Annotated in this window: 14 protein-coding genes and 1 tRNA gene; 4 read left to right on the forward strand and 11 right to left on the reverse strand. The window is 48.7% G+C overall.

What is annotated here, in order from left to right; translation table 11 throughout:
• Positions 1 to 68: 68 nt before the first annotated feature.
• The 4 genes from leuB to CHB92_RS10560 are packed head-to-tail and all read right to left on the reverse strand — an operon-like array spanning position 69 to position 4,333.
• Positions 69 to 1,187, reverse strand: a complete 1,119-nt coding sequence (gene leuB / locus CHB92_RS10545) for a 3-isopropylmalate dehydrogenase (protein WP_089319169.1) — start codon at positions 1,185 to 1,187, stop codon at positions 69 to 71.
• Positions 1,175 to 1,771, reverse strand: coding sequence for a 3-isopropylmalate dehydratase small subunit (gene leuD / locus CHB92_RS10550; protein WP_089319170.1), 597 nt, complete (start codon positions 1,769 to 1,771; stop codon positions 1,175 to 1,177). Before leuD ends, leuB begins: the two co-directional genes overlap by 13 nt.
• Complete coding sequence (leuC, locus tag CHB92_RS10555) at positions 1,771 to 3,165, reverse strand: 3-isopropylmalate dehydratase large subunit (RefSeq protein ID WP_089319171.1); 1,395 nt, start codon at positions 3,163 to 3,165, stop codon at positions 1,771 to 1,773. The genes leuD and leuC overlap by 1 nt, the downstream gene beginning before the upstream one ends.
• Before the next feature lies 1 nt (position 3,166).
• Positions 3,167 to 4,333, reverse strand: a complete 1,167-nt coding sequence (locus CHB92_RS10560; protein WP_089319172.1) for a 2-isopropylmalate synthase — start codon at positions 4,331 to 4,333, stop codon at positions 3,167 to 3,169.
• A gap of 165 nt (positions 4,334 to 4,498) precedes the next feature.
• On the opposite strand from CHB92_RS10560, the gene CHB92_RS10565 reads away from it, so the two are divergent.
• Positions 4,499 to 6,043, forward strand: a complete 1,545-nt coding sequence (locus CHB92_RS10565; RefSeq protein ID WP_089319173.1) for a hypothetical protein — start codon at positions 4,499 to 4,501, stop codon at positions 6,041 to 6,043.
• A gap of 107 nt (positions 6,044 to 6,150) precedes the next feature.
• Here CHB92_RS10565 and ung read toward each other — a convergent pair whose 3' ends face one another.
• Positions 6,151 to 6,813: a uracil-DNA glycosylase gene (gene ung, locus CHB92_RS10570; RefSeq protein ID WP_089319174.1), complete on the reverse strand. Its 663-nt coding sequence runs from the start codon at positions 6,811 to 6,813 to the stop codon at positions 6,151 to 6,153.
• 95 nt (positions 6,814 to 6,908) lie between these two features.
• On the opposite strand from ung, the gene apaG reads away from it, so the two are divergent.
• Complete coding sequence (gene apaG / locus CHB92_RS10575) at positions 6,909 to 7,295, forward strand: Co2+/Mg2+ efflux protein ApaG (protein WP_089319175.1); 387 nt, start codon at positions 6,909 to 6,911, stop codon at positions 7,293 to 7,295.
• Positions 7,296 to 7,360: 65 nt separating this feature from the next.
• The gene (locus tag CHB92_RS10580) at positions 7,361 to 8,146 is read left to right on the forward strand and encodes an O-methyltransferase (protein ID WP_245842462.1); all 786 of its coding nucleotides are present in this window, start codon (positions 7,361 to 7,363) and stop codon (positions 8,144 to 8,146) included.
• An 80-nt stretch (positions 8,147 to 8,226) separates the two neighbouring features.
• On the opposite strand, the gene kdsA is transcribed toward CHB92_RS10580, so the two are convergent.
• Positions 8,227 to 9,036 (reverse strand): 3-deoxy-8-phosphooctulonate synthase, encoded by an 810-nt coding sequence (gene kdsA, locus CHB92_RS10585; RefSeq protein ID WP_089319177.1) that lies wholly within the window; start codon positions 9,034 to 9,036, stop codon positions 8,227 to 8,229.
• 108 nt (positions 9,037 to 9,144) lie between these two features.
• On the reverse strand, positions 9,145 to 9,747 hold the full coding sequence (locus CHB92_RS10590) for a class I SAM-dependent methyltransferase (RefSeq protein WP_089319178.1): 603 nt from the start codon (positions 9,745 to 9,747) through the stop codon (positions 9,145 to 9,147).
• 105 nt (positions 9,748 to 9,852) lie between these two features.
• Here CHB92_RS10590 and CHB92_RS10595 point away from each other — a divergent pair, with 105 nt between their 5' ends.
• Complete coding sequence (locus CHB92_RS10595) at positions 9,853 to 10,794, forward strand: hypothetical protein (RefSeq protein ID WP_089319179.1); 942 nt, start codon at positions 9,853 to 9,855, stop codon at positions 10,792 to 10,794.
• Positions 10,795 to 11,033: 239 nt separating this feature from the next.
• Here the strand turns inward: CHB92_RS10595 and cphA are convergent, their stop codons facing one another.
• From cphA to CHB92_RS10615, 4 genes are all read right to left on the reverse strand, one after another.
• The gene (gene cphA / locus CHB92_RS10600) at positions 11,034 to 13,661 is read right to left on the reverse strand and encodes a cyanophycin synthetase (protein ID WP_089319180.1); all 2,628 of its coding nucleotides are present in this window, start codon (positions 13,659 to 13,661) and stop codon (positions 11,034 to 11,036) included.
• A 369-nt stretch (positions 13,662 to 14,030) separates the two neighbouring features.
• A tRNA-Cys gene (locus CHB92_RS10605) sits at positions 14,031 to 14,101 on the reverse strand.
• Positions 14,102 to 14,346: 245 nt separating this feature from the next.
• The gene (rpsA, locus tag CHB92_RS10610) at positions 14,347 to 16,239 is read right to left on the reverse strand and encodes a 30S ribosomal protein S1 (RefSeq protein ID WP_089319258.1); all 1,893 of its coding nucleotides are present in this window, start codon (positions 16,237 to 16,239) and stop codon (positions 14,347 to 14,349) included.
• 465 nt (positions 16,240 to 16,704) lie between these two features.
• On the reverse strand, positions 16,705 to 17,208 hold the full coding sequence (locus tag CHB92_RS10615) for an HNH endonuclease (RefSeq protein ID WP_089319181.1): 504 nt from the start codon (positions 17,206 to 17,208) through the stop codon (positions 16,705 to 16,707).
• Between the last annotated feature and the right edge of the window lie 53 nt (positions 17,209 to 17,261).

Consider the following 17,261-nt stretch of genomic DNA (forward strand, 5'->3'; position numbering starts at 1 on the left):
AAAAAGCGTCTCCCAAAAGGAGGCGCTTTTCTGTATCTGGAATTAATACTACAAATGCGAGGGTACTTTTATATGATTGTACTCAAGCCTACTTCAATATTGCTCTTGTGCGGAAGCGCCTCAGCACCCTCCAATACACAATAAGCAATGTAACTTCCTACCTGCTCGGTGGTGTAGGAAGATTCTTTGTTTAACTCAGGTGTTAAGATCTGATGATCTATAGCATTCTGCACCGCGTCTTTTACCACACTAGCCTCCTGTTGTAAGCCAAAGTGCTCTAAGAGCATGGCAGCGGACAGAATGGATGCAATGGGGTTCGCAATCCCTTTTCCTTTTGCCTGCGGATAGGAACCGTGGATAGGTTCAAACAAGGCTGTTCTTTCCCCTACCGAAGCAGAAGGCAACAGGCCCAGAGAACCCGCCAGCACGGAAGCTTCGTCAGACAAGATATCCCCGAACATGTTCTCCGTCAGCATCACGTCAAATTGTTTCGGATTCAGGATCAACTGCATGGCCGCATTGTCTACAAAAAGGTAGTCTACTTTTACCTGCTCATAGCCTTTTGCTACTTCCTGCACTACTTCTCTCCACAGGCGCGATGTCTCCAGCACGTTCGCTTTGTCCACCAGTGTTAACTTGCCTGTACGGGCGCTAGCTGCCTGAAAAGCAAGATGTGCGACCCGCTCTATCTCTTCCCGGCTGTACGTACAGTGGTCGTAGGCGCTGTCTTCAGTTCTACCCTTCTCTCCAAAGTAGATACCACCTGTTAGTTCACGGAAGATGAGCATGTCTGCCCCCTCCACTCGGTCTCGCTTCAGGGGCGAATGCTCCAACAAAGCGTCATAAGCTGTTACTGGGCGAATGTTCGCAAACAAACCCAGGGATTTGCGCAAGCGCAACAGCCCCTGTTCCGGACGCACCTTAGCGCCGGGGTTGTTATCATACTTTGGGTCACCGATAGCGCCCATCAGCACGGCGTCGGCATCGAAACAGGCATCAAGCGTGTCTTCCGGAAGGGGATCTCCGGTAGCATCAATGGCACAGGCACCCATAAGTTTGGTATTGAACTCAAACTGGTGCCCGAAACGCTCAGAAATTGCCTTTAAGACTTTTACTGCTTCGTTACACACTTCCGGGCCTATGCCATCCCCCGGAAGTACTGCTATATGTTTAGTTAATATGCCCATACTCTATTCTTTTCGTAGTTTTCAATAGCCTCTTTCTGGTTTACCAGAAAGTCAATATCATCATAACCATTCAGCAGGCACTCCTTCTTATAGGCGTCTATTGCAAAGGGGACGGCTATGTCTGCAGCAGGAACAAGTAGCTGCTGTTGCTGTAGGTCCACAGTGAAGGTAGTTTCCGGTTGTTGACTTACTAGATCAAGTAATTGCTGTAGCACTTCCTCGGACACTTGCAGTGGCAGGATGCCATTGTTTAAGGCATTGCCACGGAAGATATCCGCAAAGTAGCTGCTGATCACAACCCGGAAACCCGCGTCATAAATAGCCCAGGCAGCGTGCTCGCGACTGGACCCACATCCAAAGTTCTTCCCGGCCACCAGTATCTGCCCCTTGTACCTCTCATCATTTAACACGAAGTCGACTTTAGGACTACCCTTGCTATCGTAACGCCAGTCGCGAAACAGGTTCTCCCCGAAACCATCGCGGGAGGTTGCTTTTAGGAAACGGGCTGGGATGATCTGGTCGGTGTCTATGTTTTCAACAGGAAGCGGTACTGCCCCTGAATGAAGCACTTCAAATTTTTCCATTAGTTGAGAAATTGCGTAACGTCAACAATCTTACCCTCCACGGCTGTGATGGCCGCCACAAGTGGACTCGCCAGCAAGGTTCTTGCTCCCGGGCCCTGGCGCCCTTCGAAATTCCGGTTAGAGGTAGACACACAATAGGCACCAGCCGGGATCTTATCCTCGTTCATGGCAAGGCAGGCACTGCATCCTGGTTCCCGTAATTCAAAACCCGCTTCGGCCAGAATACGGTCCAGGCCTTCCTCAATAGCCTGCTTTTCGACCAGCTTAGACCCTGGCACTATGATCGCCTCCACATGGGTTGCCTTCTGCTTGCCTTTTACATACTCAGCCACCTGCCGGAGGTCCTCTATGCGGGAGTTCGTGCAACTGCCAATGAACACGTAGTTGATCTCCTTCCCCACTAAAGACTCACCCGGCGCAAAGCCCATATAGGTGAGTGATTTCCCTGTGCTGAACGCTTCCGAGGCGGCTACCTCTGCAGGAATGGTGCCGTTGATTGCCATCCCCATAGCGGGATTCGTGCCATAGGTGATCATTGGAGCAATGTCAGCCGCGTCATACACATGCTCTGCCTCAAATTCGGCGTCCTCATCCGAAAACAAGGTACTCCAACAAGCGACTGCTTGCTCCCACTTCTCTCCCTGCGGCGCATAAGGCCGGCCTTTGAGGTAGTTAAAGGTTGTCTCGTCCGGGGCGATCATACCACCGCGGGCTCCCATCTCGATGCTCATGTTGCACACCGTCATGCGTCCTTCCATACTCAGACCACGCACTGCGCTACCGGCATACTCCACAAAGTACCCTGTTGCGCCACCGGTCCCTAACCTGGAGATGACATACAGGATGAGATCCTTCGCTGTAACCCCTGCTTTTAGCTTGCCATTTACGGTAATGCGCATGCGCTTGGGTCTGCTCAGCAACAGGCACTGCGATGCCATTACCTGCGTTACCTGGCTGGTACCAATACCGAAAGCGATGGCCCCGAATGCACCATGGGTAGAGGTATGGCTGTCGCCGCACACCAAGGTCATACCCGGCTGCGTGATGCCAAGCTCTGGCCCGATCACGTGCACAATTCCCTGGTGCTTGTGCCCCAGACCAAACAGTTCAATGCCGAACTTCCCGCAGTTTTCAGTAAGCTTATCCACCTGGGATCGGGAAAGCGGATCCTGAATAGGTAGGTGCTGGTTCTTAGTAGGCACGTTATGATCGGCCGTGGCTACCATTTGCTCTTTCCGGAACAGTGGCAGGTTACGGCTCTCCAGCTCCGCAAAAGCCTGTGGGCTTGTTACTTCATGAATCAGGTGCTTGTCGATGTAAAAAACATCTAAGCCTCCCGGGATGGACTTCACCACGTGCGCATCCCAAATTTTATCAAATAATGACTTTGCCATCTTATCCAACAAAAACTAGCTTCTCCTGCTCTACCAAGGCATGCAGGTCATTGTCTTCTACTTCTTTCTTTCGATCAGCTACTAACAGGAAAGAAGCATACGCCTTATCCAAAACATTTTTCTCGAACGTATAGCCTAGCTTCTGCAGGCGGTACGCCAAGGCTGCTCTGCCGGATCTGGCTGTTAGCACGATGGAGGAGCTGTTTACTCCTACCTCCTGCGGATCGATGATCTCGTAAGTCGCGCGGTGCTTGATCACGCCGTCCTGGTGAATGCCACTGGAATGCGAGAAAGCATTTGCGCCCACGATCGCTTTGTTTGGCTGTACTGGCATGCGCATCATGTGCGATACCAGGTTAGAGGTTTCTGTTAAAAGCTTGGAGTTAACAGAGGTGGTCAGGTTCAGGTAAGGGTGTTGCTTCAGGATCATGACGACCTCCTCTAAAGCGGTGTTACCTGCGCGCTCCCCCACCCCATTGATGGTACACTCTATTTGACGGGCCCCGTTCATGACACCGGCAATAGAGTTAGCCGTAGCCAGGCCCAAATCATTATGGCAATGCGTGGAAAGGCTTACCTTTTCAATGCCTTTTACATTCTCGTAGAGGTACTTTATTTTAGCGCCGTATTCTTCCGGCAGGCAATAGCCTGTTGTGTCCGGAATATTAAGCACCATAGCACCGGCCTTGATGGCTGCCTCGCAAATTCTAGCCAGGTACTCATTCTCGGTTCTACCAGCGTCTTCTGCATAAAACTCCACATCCTCCACAAAGCTCTTTGCCAGTTTCACGGCTGCTACGGCACGTTCCATTACCTTTTCCTGCGTAGAGCAGAGCTTATACTTCACGTGCAGTTCAGATGTACCAATACCAGTGTGGATGCGCGGGTAACGGGCATACTGCAGGGCATCTGCAGCCACACGGATGTCCTCTTCTACTGCTCGGGAAAGACCACATACCGTTGCTTCTTTCGTCTGCTGGCCCACGGCCTTCACTGCCTCAAAATCACCCGGACTAGAGACTGGAAAACCTGCCTCAATTACGTTAACCCCCAGTAATTCTAACTGCCTCGCAATTACCAACTTTTCCTCCTTGTTCAGTTTACAACCTGGTACTTGCTCGCCGTCTCGGAGAGTTGTATCAAATATTTGTATTTTGTTTTCCGACATCTTTTATTTGGCTGTTTATGCAGTTGATTTCTTAAAACCTATTCCCAATAACCGGTATTAAGACGGGCCATAAAAACAGCTGCAACAGGTGCTTACTATTTCTAAAAGCTTTTAATTTAACTGTAACAATTTTGTTTTCAGTTATTTACACAATTAACCACTACAATGTCTAACATAAATAACGATGCTGTCTTTCAGCTAATAAAATCTTTAACCCGGTCTGAGAAAAGGCATTTCCGGTTGTTCACAAACCGCCAAGGCTCTAATGAAGGGCTAAAATTCCTGCACGTGTTCGATGCGCTGGACAGCCAGGAGCAGTACGACGATGAGAAAGTGCTGAAGCAGGTACCAGCAATCAAGAAAGCACAGCTCGCTAACCTGAAAGCAAACCTGTACAAGCAACTCTTGTCTAGTTTGCGCCTGTACCATGCAAACCAGAACCTGGACATACAACTGCATGAGCAGTTAGATTACGCCCGCGTGTTATACAATAAGGGACTGTACCAGCAAAGCCTGAAGATGCTGGATAAGGTGAAGCTAGCAGCCCAGCAAGCAGCGCTACCCCATATAGCGCTGGAGGCTTTAGACTTTGAAAAGCAGATCGAGACCCAGTACATCACCCGCAGCTTGCAAGGCCGGGCCGAGAGTTTATCTGCCGAGGCCACACAAACCGTTCGACATGTCGCTCAGGTCCACGACCTGTCGAACGTCGCCTTGCGCCTTTACGGCTTGTACATTAAGATGGGGCATGCCCGCAATCGGGAGGACCATGATAGCATCACAACTTACTTTAAAGAGAATTTACCCAACCTGGACCTACCACGGGCAAGCTTTACAGAACGGCTCTACTATTACCAGGCGAACGTGTGGTACTATTATATTGTGCAGGATTTTAGGGCTTGTTACCGCTATGCGCAAAAATGGGTTAGCTTGTTTGAGGAAGAACCGGCTATGAAGGAGAAACAGGCGAGCCACTATATTAAAGGACTACATAACCTGTTGGCTGCTCTGTATAACCTGCTATACTACAGTAAATTTAAGGCGGTACTCCAAAAGCTGGAGGACTTTGCAGCCGACCCGGACAGGCGCCAGAGCGCCAACACCGAAATGTTGCTCTTCCTGTACATCTACACCAACCGCCTGAACGCCTATTTTATGGAAGGCAGGTTTTCTGAGGGGCTTCAGATTGTACCGGAAATACTAGAGAATCTCGACCGGTATCAGTTGCAACTGGATTCGCATCGGCGGTTGGTCTTCTACTTTAAAATAGCAAGCTTGTACTTTGGCAGTGGCGACTATCCAAACACCATCAAGTACCTAAACAAGATCATCAACTTTAAGGATGTAAGCTTACGGGAGGACCTGCAGTGCTTTGCCCGTATCCTGAACCTGATTGCCCACTATGATTCCGGGCAGGACGAGGCACTGGAATACCAGATCAAGTCTACGTATCACTTTCTGGGCAAGATGAATAATCAGCAGCCTATGCAAAAAGAGATCTTTAAATTCCTGCGGGAGCTGTCTGACATAAACCCATTACAGCTACGGGGAGCATTCATTTCTTTAAAAGAAAAGCTAATGGCGATTGCTGATAACCCGGTTGACAGAAGACCTTTCCTGTATCTGGACATCATCTCCTGGCTGGAAAGCAAAATAGAAAACATCCCCGTGCAGGAAGTAATGAAGCGGAAGTTCCATCAGATGAAGTAGGCCTTGTGTAGCTTAGGCTATAGGTAGACAATTATGCCAGGATAAGATCTGTAAGAGAAAAGAAGCAGCAAGAGGAGAGCTACTGCGAATACTCAACCCTCTTGCTACTACCAGTCAATTGGCTTTTTGCCATGCTCTTCCAGATATTTGTTGGCTTTGCTGAAATGCCGGCTCCCAAAGAAACCTCTGTCTGCAGCAAAAGGAGAAGGATGTGCAGCCTTTAATACCAGATGCTTCTCCTGATCAATAAAAGCTCCTTTCTTTTGGGCATAGGCGCCCCATAGCATGAACACCACATGCTCCTTCAAATCGTTTACCTTTTGGGCCACGGCGTCCGTAAACTCCTCCCAGCCCTTCTTCTGGTGTGACCCTGCGTTGCCAGCCCTCACCGTTAGCGTCGCGTTCAACAACAGGACTCCCTGCTTGGCCCATCTTTCCAGGTTACCGGTCTCCGGGATGTCTTTGCCCAGATCACTTTTAATTTCTTTAAAGACGTTCAAGAGCGAGGGCGGCGTTCGCACCCCATCACTTACAGAAAAGGCCAGTCCATTCGCTTGGTTAGGGCCATGGTAAGGGTCCTGCCCCAGGATGACCACCTTCACTTCATCAAACGGGCACATGGCAAAAGCATTGAAAATCTGGTTTCCGGCAGGATAAACTTTTTGTGTAGTGTATTCGTCTTTAACAAAAGACACAAGGTTTTTGAAATATGGCTTTTCAAATTCATCTTGTAGCACATTTTGCCAGCTTTCTTCTATCTTTACATCCATGAGTTAACAGGCTTGTGGGTTAGCAAATAGCAGAGACAGATGCCTCCGGAGCGGTACTGCTCTTTGGTATCTAAGTATACAAAAAACTCTGGAACATGGATACAAAAACAACCGAAGGGGTAAAGATTACGGTTACGACTAACTACCTGCCCGATTATTCGAGCCCGGTGCAGCAGCACTTTGTTTTTGCCTATAAGATAAAAATAGAGAATAACAGCGAGTTTACCGTAAAATTGCTGCGCCGCCACTGGTATATACACGATGCGACCGGCGTGATGCGTGAAGTTGAGGGAGAAGGAGTTGTAGGGCAGCAACCCGTATTGGAACCAGGCGAATCACACGAGTATGTTTCGGGCTGTAATCTAAAAACCGGGATTGGCAAGATGCGCGGGAACTACCTGATGGAGCGCATGGTGGATGGCCGCAAGTTTCATGTTACTATTCCGGAGTTTACCTTGGTAGTACCTTACAAGCTCAACTAAACCGAGGACAAAAGGCCTTTTGCTGATGTCCTTTCTTAAGCGTCTTCCAACCTATACCCGTTTTAGTGTCTCACATACAACAGGCTGCTGACTACTTGCTCTATCGGCTTCGTGCTTTTAAGCTGCACGGCGTTCACTCACCCTTCGTTTTCGACCTGTATCACAACGTGCTCCGCCATGACGGAAATTACATGGCCTATGATCATGTCGAAACACTACGGCATGAACTGCTTCAGGATGAGCAGCAGTTGAAAATCACAGACCTTGGGGCTGGCTCTCAGAACAGCAACTCCCAAACAAGGAAAGTAAAGGACATTGCACGTACCTCCGCAAAGCCAACCAAATATGGGCAGTTACTTTTTCGCCTCGTAAACTACTTTCAGCCAGAGATTATCTTTGAGCTGGGCACCTCTCTTGGCATCACTACCTCTTACTTAGCGGAAGCCCGCAAAGAGGGCCGAGTCTTTACTTTTGAAGGGTGCCCTTCTGTTGCGAAGGTTGCACGGGAAAACATTAAGCACTTAGGCCTGAAAAACATAACCTTGGTGGAAGGCAACCTGGATGAGACGCTGGAGCAACAGCTTAACAAAATTGAAAGGCTGGATTTTGCCTTTTTCGACGGAAATCACCGTTACGCCCCTACCCTGCGCTACTTCGAAAGCTGCCTTGCCAAGCATCACGAACACAGTGTGTTTGTGGTGGATGACATTTACTGGTCGCCGGAAATGAAAAAGGCCTGGCGGGAAATAAAGCAGCACCCGGCCGTGAAGCAAACGGTTGATCTCTACTACGTAGGCCTGGTTTTTTTCCGAAGCGCGCAACCTAAGGAGCATTTTACACTACACTTCTGAAATAAAAGACTCTGGGACAAAAGACAAAGGACTATATGCACAACTATTGGTCCTTTGCCCTTTGTCTACAAGTCTATTGTCTACATAACCGCCTGTCGGATGCGGATAAGCTTTTTCAGAAGCACTTCCAGTTGGTCCAAAGGAAGCATGTTTGCACCGTCTGATTTGGCGATGCTTGGCTGTGGGTGCGTTTCAATGAACAGACCATCAGCACCAACGGCAATAGCAGCTTTGGCAATGGTCTCGATCAGTGCTGGCTTACCGCCTGTAACCCCGGAACTCTGGTTTGGTTGCTGCAGGGAATGGGTCACATCCATCACCACGGGGGCACCCGTACTTTGCATTTCCGGCAGGTTACGGAAATCGACCACCAGGTCAGAATACCCGAATGAGTTACCCCTGTCTGTAAGAATTACCTTCTCATTACCAGACTCCCGCACTTTGTCTACGGCAAAGCACATTGCCTGGCCAGACAGAAACTGCCCCTTCTTAATGTTAACCACTTTTCCCGTTTCAGCAGCAGCAATCAGGAGATCAGTCTGGCGGCAGAGGAAAGCGGGTATCTGCAACACGTCTACATACTCGGCGGCCATGGCAGCCTCTGCTGTTTCATGTATGTCTGTAACAGTGGGTACATCAAATTCGCGGCTTATCTTTTGCAAGATGCGCAGGGCCTTCTCGTCTCCGATGCCTGTAAAAGAGTCTAGCCTGGAGCGGTTTGCCTTGCGGTAAGATCCCTTAAATATCCATGGAATCTGTAAATCATCCGTTAGCTTCTTCAGACGCTGTGCAATTTGCATGGCGATTTCTTCCCCTTCAATAGCACAGGGGCCTGCCATCAGAAAAAAGTTGCCGCTATCGGTATGCTTCAGTTTTGGTATTTCAAACATGATCTTAAAAACTTCTGTTTATCGTTTTAGAGTGAAGCAAAGGTACATAATCATCTAAGAATACCGTCTGCTACCCTTCTATTTGTTATTGGTGCGCTATGCGCCGCATCATCCCTCCAACTCATCCTTCTTCTCCAAGAGGATAAACAATTCCCTTCCCTGTCGCGGTTTTATGGAGTTGTAAGCCGTATCAAAGTGCAAAAAATTGAAGTAAGGTGCAAAGTAGGCGCTATACTCCTGCCGGTTACCTCCGAAAGGAGGGCCGGCATGGGCAAAGGTTGTATCAAACAGTAAGCCTACTAACTTACCTCCGTGCTTTAGCAACTCCGCAGACTTAGAAGCGTATTTTGGCCGCAGGGCCGGGTCTAAAGCGCAGAAAAAGGTTTGCTCCACCAATAAATCGAACGTTCCCCGCAGTTCAAAGAAATCCTGCTGTAGCAAATGATCTTTTGGGAAACCAGGAACACGTTGTGCGAAGTGTTGCAAAGGGGCCGCTGCTACATCTGCGACGAACACCTGCTTAAAGCCCTGCCAAAAGAGGTACTCTGCCTCATAGGCATTCCCGCAACCCGGAATTAGTATGCGTAAGTTTTTTTTTTGCAGTTGATCAAAATATTCCTTCAAGGGAGTCGTTATGTCTCCGGTGTCCCACCCCGTCTCTCCGTTCTGGTAGCGTTGCTGCCAGTAAGCAGCGTTAAATTCTTGAACCATACTTATCGTATAATAAAGCAAAAGTTTTATATTTGATATAGCACTTCGTGTGTTAAAAAAAGCTACTACTTATCAAGTAAAGCAAAAACAAATAAGCAATAACCTATGCCAGCGAATTCTCCTGAAACCCGAAGCAACCGGAAACTGTTAATTGGCGGCCTGCTGGTTGTCCTGATCAGTATAAACGGCATTCTGATATACATGAACTATCAGAAGAAAGAGAAAACCGAGGAGCAAGCCGAGATCATCCGGGTAAAAAACAGTGAACTCGAAAACCAGATAAAAGTATACGAGGCCCTGAAGGCTGACTTTGAGCGACAAAGCCAAGAACTGCAGGCCATGGGCTTGGAAAACGACTCGCTTGAGACAAGAATAATGGCCATTGCGGCTGATCTGGAAGAGCTGCGTGGTTTCAGAAAGAGAAGCTACAGCCTGGCAGACCAGCGCCGTTTCCGTGACAGAGCCTCCGCCTTTGAGAAGCAATTGAAAGACAAGGACCTGGAAATTGCACAGCTGAAGCAAGACAATGAAGTGCTGTTTACTGAAAACACGGACCTGAAGACAACCCAAAATCGCCTGACAGACAGCCTGACTACCGTAAAAGCGACAAACGCCACCTTAACGGATAAAGTAAGACTAGCTTCGCGCCTGGAAGCACAAAGCCTGAATGTAAATGTAGTGAACCAGCGCGGAAAGGAAAAGGAAGACAAAGACAATGAGTTCCGTGCGAAGCGTGTAGACAAAATCCGGGTTGCCTTTAAGCTGGCGCCAAACGACGTTGCTGCAAAAGAACCAAAAACGGTATACATGCGCCTGATCGAGCCTGACGGAGCTGCCCTGTATAACCTGTCCACAGGGTCTGGATCTTTTGAGATAGACGGGGAAAACATGTATTACACGGCTAAACGAGATTTCGTATTCGACAACACACAACAGCAGTTAAGCTTTTTGTATGATAAAAATGCTGCTTACAAAGAGGGCAAGCACATCGTGGAACTTTATGCGGATGGCTTCCTGATCGGTAAAACCGACTTTGTACTGAAGTAAAATTCGTATTAAAGCAAAAGAGCCTCTACCTCACCGGTAGAGGCTCTTTTGCTTTAGGGCTCCCTGCTAAGCTCGTTTGCCTGTTACACGGGTTAGCGCGATAAGTTGTTCCTGCATCAGATTTCAGCCTTGTTCGGTTACTCTCCAGTAGTCCGGCCCTGGGCCTAAAAAAGGCCCCTGCTGCTGCAGGGGCTTTAGTCTATCGTTCACATGTATTAGCTCTAGTCAAGGTTGGAATCTTAATCAACAAGTACTTTTCTGTCCTGAATCACTTTAAAACTCTCCACCATCTTCACGGCCTCCTGTACATCTTCTGTAAAGATGGCGACAATTGCCCCTTGGGGGGCATGCTCCAGTGCATAGGCAATGGCCCGCATTTCCTGCGGGATGAGTTGCACAGGCTTTTCAGGTGCCGTGTCTTTTATCCCTTGCATGATAGGGCCTACAATTTCTTCAGCCGTTTTGCCTCGTAAATCCGAATCGAGCCGTACGATGATCTCATCGAATATCCCGGCGGACACTTTCCCGATCTCATAGAAGTCCTCCTGTCTTCTGTCACCGACTCCGGCCACTACGCCTATTTTCTTCGTCACCTCCAACTCCGACATAAAGCCGCCAATAGCCTTCAAGCTTCCTGCGTTATGGGCATAATCTACCAGCACTTCAAACTGCGGAAACTGAAAAACATTCATACGGCCTGGCGTTTTACTAGGCGACGGGATAAAGGTGCGAAGCGCTGTTTTGATGTCCTGTATCTCTATATGGGAGATATATCCAGCCAACACAGCCGCCAGCGTATTTTCTATGTTGAACCGGGCTTTCCCCCCAAAAGTGATCGGAACATCCGCCACCCTGTCTATGCGAATCTTATAACTATTTTTAAATATGGAAATATATCCGTTCTCAAACACGGCCGCCAGCCCTCCTTTTGCAATGTGCTTCAGAATGCGCGGATTTTCCTCGTCCATGCTAAAGAAAGCAACCTTACAGGAAAGCTCGTCGGCCATAGCGTATACCAAGTCATCATCCGCATTCAAAATGGCATACCCGTCCTTGCTCACGCTTTTCGGAATAACGGCTTTTACCTTTGCCAACTCCTCTAAGGTATGAATGTCCCGCAGCCCCAGGTGGTCTGCACTCACGTTGGTAACTATGCCTATGTCACACTGCTCAAAGCCCAGCCCGGAGCGCAATAGCCCCCCTCTGGCGCACTCCAGCACAGCAAAGTTTACAGTGGGGTCTTTTAGCACGAATTCGGTACTATAGGAGCCGGTTGTGTCTCCTTTTTCCAGCAACTTATCTTGTATGTAGATGCCGTCTGTCGTAGTGTAGCCAACCTTGTAGCCCTTGTGCTTGACTATATGGGCAATAAGGCGGGTAGTTGTTGTTTTGCCATTTGTACCGGAGATGGCAATAATCGGTATTCTGGCCGGCTTCCCGTGTGGGAATAGCATGTCTAACACGGGCTCTGCCACGTTGCGGGGCAAGCCATAGGTTGGCGAAATGTGCATTCTGAAACCTGGGGCCGCATTTACTTCCAGCACCGCCCCCCGCGTCTCATTCAATGGAATGGCAATGTCCGTCGTCATCACATCTATTCCGCAGATATCTATCCCCACCAGGCCGGCAATTCGCTCGGCCATGAGCACATTGTACGGATCCACCAGGTCTGTTACGTCTGTTGCCGTTCCTCCCGTACTGATGTTGGCCGTACTTTTTAAGTAAAGCACTTCCCCTGCAGGTAACACAGACTTTGTCGTAAGGTTTCTTGTCTTTAGGATGTTGCGGGTGTGCCTGTCGACTTTGATCTGTGTTAAGACCTTCTCATGCCCAATGCCCCGCCGGGGGTCCTTGTTTTCCTTGTCGATAAGCTGCCTGATCGTGGAAGTTCCGTCTCCGGTTACCATAGCCGGTGTTCGTTTTGCGGCCGCTACAAACTTTCCATTGATGACCAGTAAGCGAAAGTCAGAGCCTTCTATGAACTGCTCCACCATCACCCCCTGGGAGTACTTGCGCGCCTCCACAAAAGCCTTCTGCGCCTCTTTCAGGTTCCCTACCCCGATAGTGGCCCCTTTGCCATGGTTGCCATCCAAGGGCTTTATTACCAAAGGATGCCCCAGCCAATTATTCGCTTTCTTTAGCTCTTCCTGCGAGTACACCGTGGCACCTTTCGGCACTGGCACCCCTGCGTCGGCTAAGATGTCTTTCGTGGCTTTTTTATCGCCTGCTATCTCGACAGCAAAGCAAGCCGTTTTACAGGTCATCGTCGCCTGTATGCGCTTTTGGTTCACGCCATACCCCAGTTGTATGAGAGAATGGCCATTTAAGCGGATATAAGGAATGCCTCTGCTCTGTGCCTCTGAAATAATAGAGTAGGTACTAGGCCCAAAGTACTGGTCCTCGCGTATGTCATGGAGCCTCTTGATGTCGTCCTGCAGCCTGTACTTCTCGCCATGTCGCAAGGCCTTCGTAATACGCAGTGCAGCATAGGCCGCATGCTCTCCTGCCCGCTCTTCTTGGTACGAGAACACGACAATCATCTGCCCCTCCTCGTGCGCAGGGTAACAGCGCCCATAGCCACACTCCATGCCTGCCATGGTTTGCAGCTCCAGGGCGACGTGTTGAACCACATGGCCAAAAGTGGTGCCCTCTTCCACTGTTTTAAAGAAACCACCTTCTACCCCCTCGGCAGAGCGGTGGCTCTGCATGCCAGGGAACATCTTCTTCAGTCGGGAAAGAAAATGAGGAACTTCATGGGTGAGCTTTTGACTAAGATCCCCCATTTCTAGCTTGATGACGATGATCTTAGGATGCTTTATTGACCAATAGTTTGGCCCGCGCATGACGCGCAAATCAATGATATTCATGCGTTAGGTATGCTGCGTAGCAATTCGTTCGTTCTCTCGATTAGCATTTACTGCAGTAGTGCATTGCAAAACATCTCTTGTTTTTAACACTTGCAGGTCCGCAGTGCTGCACTGTGCCTGCTTCGTGTTCTATGCTTTACTGTTACAGATCTTCCACTGAGTGTATAAGATCCTCTCCTTTTGATTGCCGTTTAGTTGAGTACGGCAATACGGATTAAAAGATTAAGCGAAACCCGTAAATGTTGCTGAATTTAGATACTGTACTGAAGCACTCCTCAGCACCCCTAAAACGAATAAACTAGAAAGGCCAAGCAAAAGAACAGGGCGCGCTAAAAAAGAAAAACCCCGCTAAATTTTAGCGGGGTTTAGAGGTAACGAGCGGATTCGAACCGCTGTAGCAGCTTTTGCAGAGCTGAGCCTAGCCACTCGGCCACGTTACCGTGTTGTTCGATTGGGAGTGCAAATATAAACAGAGAATAATACTTGTCAAACTCTAGCCCGATGATTTTTTGCAGCAAAACGAAAGTTATTGCTAACAGGCTGGGAATGTAGATGCTAGCCCCTAAACTTTTTTCCTGTCAGTGTTTCCTAGAATTGCGCGCACCGCTTACTTGCAGAGGCAGACCTGCCTAAACAAAAAAGGTCCGGATTTCTCCGGACCTTTTCATATGATTACAAGCTTAAATTAAGCGTTGTTCTCTTCTTCAGCAGACTCGTCGTTGTTGTCAGCGTCTTTTGCTTTTTTAGCAGCAGCAGCTTCCAGCTTCTTCACGCCAGCTTCTTTCTCATTCTCGAGCATTTGCTCTTTCAGGGCAGAAAGGGCATCCAGGTCACCCAATGTTGAGCGGTCAGCCTCTTTCTGAACTTTAGGAGCTTTTGCCTCTTTCTTCTCGCCTCCACCAGTAGCAGTAGTCTTCTTCGTAGCTCTTGCAGCTCTTGCAGACTCTACTTCTGAATGTGTAGCCGTGTGAGAAAGAATGATCTTACGATCTTCTTTCGAGAACTCAGTTACTCTGAAGTCTAAGCTCTCGCCAGCCTCTACCTGAGAACCGTCTTCTTTCTGAAGACCTTTCGGGAAAGAGAAACCTTCGATGCCGTATGGTAACTCCAGGGTAGCGCCCCTGTCTGATTTCTCAAGCACTGTAGCTCTGTGTACAGAACCGATGTTGAACACAGACTCGAACGTATCCCAAGGGTTCTCCTCCAGTTGCTTATGACCTAAGGCAAGTCTTCTGTTTGGAACATCCAGTTCCAGAACAACTACGTCCAGGTTTTCACCAACTTTCACGAACTCAGATGGGTGCTTGATCTTCTTTGTCCAAGACAGGTCAGATACGTGTACCAGGCCGTCAACACCTTCTTCCAGCTCCAGGAACAGACCGAAGTTCGTCAGGTTACGAACTACGCCAGTGTGCTTGGTGCCTACTGCATATTTCGTTAACACGTCTTCTTTTGTCCATGGATCTTCTGTAAGCTGCTTAATGCCCAGAGACATCTTGCGCTCTTCGCGGTCCAGTGTCAATACAACAGCCTCAACCTCGTCGCCCTGCTTGATGAAGTCCTGTGGGTTACGCAGGTGCTGTGACCATGACATTTCAGAAACGTGGATCAGACCCTCAACGCCTGGCATCAGCTCCAGGAACGCGCCGTAGTCTGCTACGTTTACAATCTTGCCTTGAACTCTAGAGCCAACCTCAATCTCAGCAGGAAGTGCATCCCATGGGTGCGGCGTAAGCTGCTTCATGCCAAGTGAAATACGCTTCTTGTCTTCGTCGAAGTCAAGCACTACCACGTTCACCTTCTGATCAAGCTGCAATACTTCCTCTGGGTGGTTGATACGGCCCCATGAAATATCTGTAATGTGAAGCAGACCATCTACGCCACCAAGGTCGATGAACACACCGAAGTTTGTCATGTTCTTGATAACGCCCTCCAGAACCTGGCCTTTTTCCAGGTTGTTCAGGATAGCGGCACGCTGCTGCTCCAGGTCTTTCTCGATAAGTACCTTGTGCGATACGACCACGTTGTCGAAAGCGGCGTTGATTTTCACAACTTTCACTTCCATCTTCTTACCTACAAACACGTCGAAGTCACGGATCGGCTTCACGTCGATTTGAGAACCTGGCAAGAAGGCTTCCACACCGTGGATGTCCATGATCAGACCACCTTTTGTTCTTCTCTTCACAACGCCGTCAAGCACATTGTCGTTCTCAAGCGCGTCGTAGATCTTAGCCCAGGCGCTAACGATCTTCGCCTTCTTGCGAGACAAGATTAGCTGACCGTTCGGGTCTTCCTGGTCTTCGATAAATACTTCTACCTGGTCACCAGGCTTCAGGTCAGGAAGATCCCTGAATTCTGAAACAGGCACCAAGCCATCAGATTTGAAACCGATGTTCAGGATCACGTCACGATCAGTGATGCCAACCACAGTTCCGGTAACAACCTCCTGCTCCTGTACGGTAGTCAGGGTGTCGTCATACATTTTTTCCATTTCGGCTTTCTCAGCTTTGCTGTAACCTGCGCCGAAACCCTGAGACTCAAACTTGTCCCAGTCAAAATTTTCTGGAGAATTACTCATAAAAGTTATTAGCTCTTGCATAGCCACCGGCTTAGAGCTATCAGCCGGTTTGGTTTAATTTGACATTTCCCGGACAAACCGGACTCATTCACCCGAATGAACTGCAAAAGTAACAAAAAAACCTATAAAACAATTTATTAACTGGTTTTTACAGGCTATGCTTTTTGTAAAAGTGCCTGAGTTTCTGGTCGAGTCTTCTCAACCACAAGTAAAGAGAGCTGCAAACAGGGCTCTAAAAGGCGAATCCATTGCACTCCTAATGCTAGAAAGAAAATATGGGTAACCAAAAGAGAACGAAACAAAGAAGGGGCTCGTAAAGCAAGCGTACAGTTTCTCTTTCCCTACCTTAGTCAGCTATCACAATACTACGCCTGTAAGCATAACTTTACCCAACAGCTCACTTAGTGCTGATTTTAAATCATGTATATCTTAGTTCCTAAATTTATTAGCAGCAATTTAATACAACTAATTCTCCACCCCAAGGTAAACACGCCAATCTTGGTTAGAGTGGTTTAGATGAAGCTGGAGGAAAGTTTTGAGGGAAGGCCTGCTTGGTTTTCGGATAAGTTTTAAGCCAGCCTCTTCCGGGGTGCGGTCACCTTTGCGGGAATTGCAGCGGGAGCAGGCAGTAACCAGGTTCTGCCATTTAGTCTCCCCGCCCCTCGACCGGGGTAACAAATGATCTAAGGTCAGATTCTTCACAGCACCACAGTACTGGCAGCTATAGCTGTCGCGGCGCATCACGTTGTGCCGGCTCAGGGCAATGCCGTAGTAAGGCACCCGCACATAACGTTGTAGCCTGATTACAGAAGGGACCGGGTAAGTCATGCTGACCGTATGCAAAAAGGCGTTGCTTGCCTTGGACACCATTTCGGCTTTCTCCAGGAAAACGAGTAAGAATGCTTTCTGCACCGAGCAGACAGCGATGGCGCTGAAGTCTTGATTGAGGATGAGGACTTTATCTTTCATGACCGATTCAGGAACTTACGCTAAGCTTGTACGGAATTAACCGCTGCTGTATT

The sequence above is a fragment of the Pontibacter ummariensis genome (assembly GCF_900188175.1).
Taxonomy (GTDB): Bacteria; Bacteroidota; Bacteroidia; order Cytophagales; family Hymenobacteraceae; genus Pontibacter; species Pontibacter ummariensis.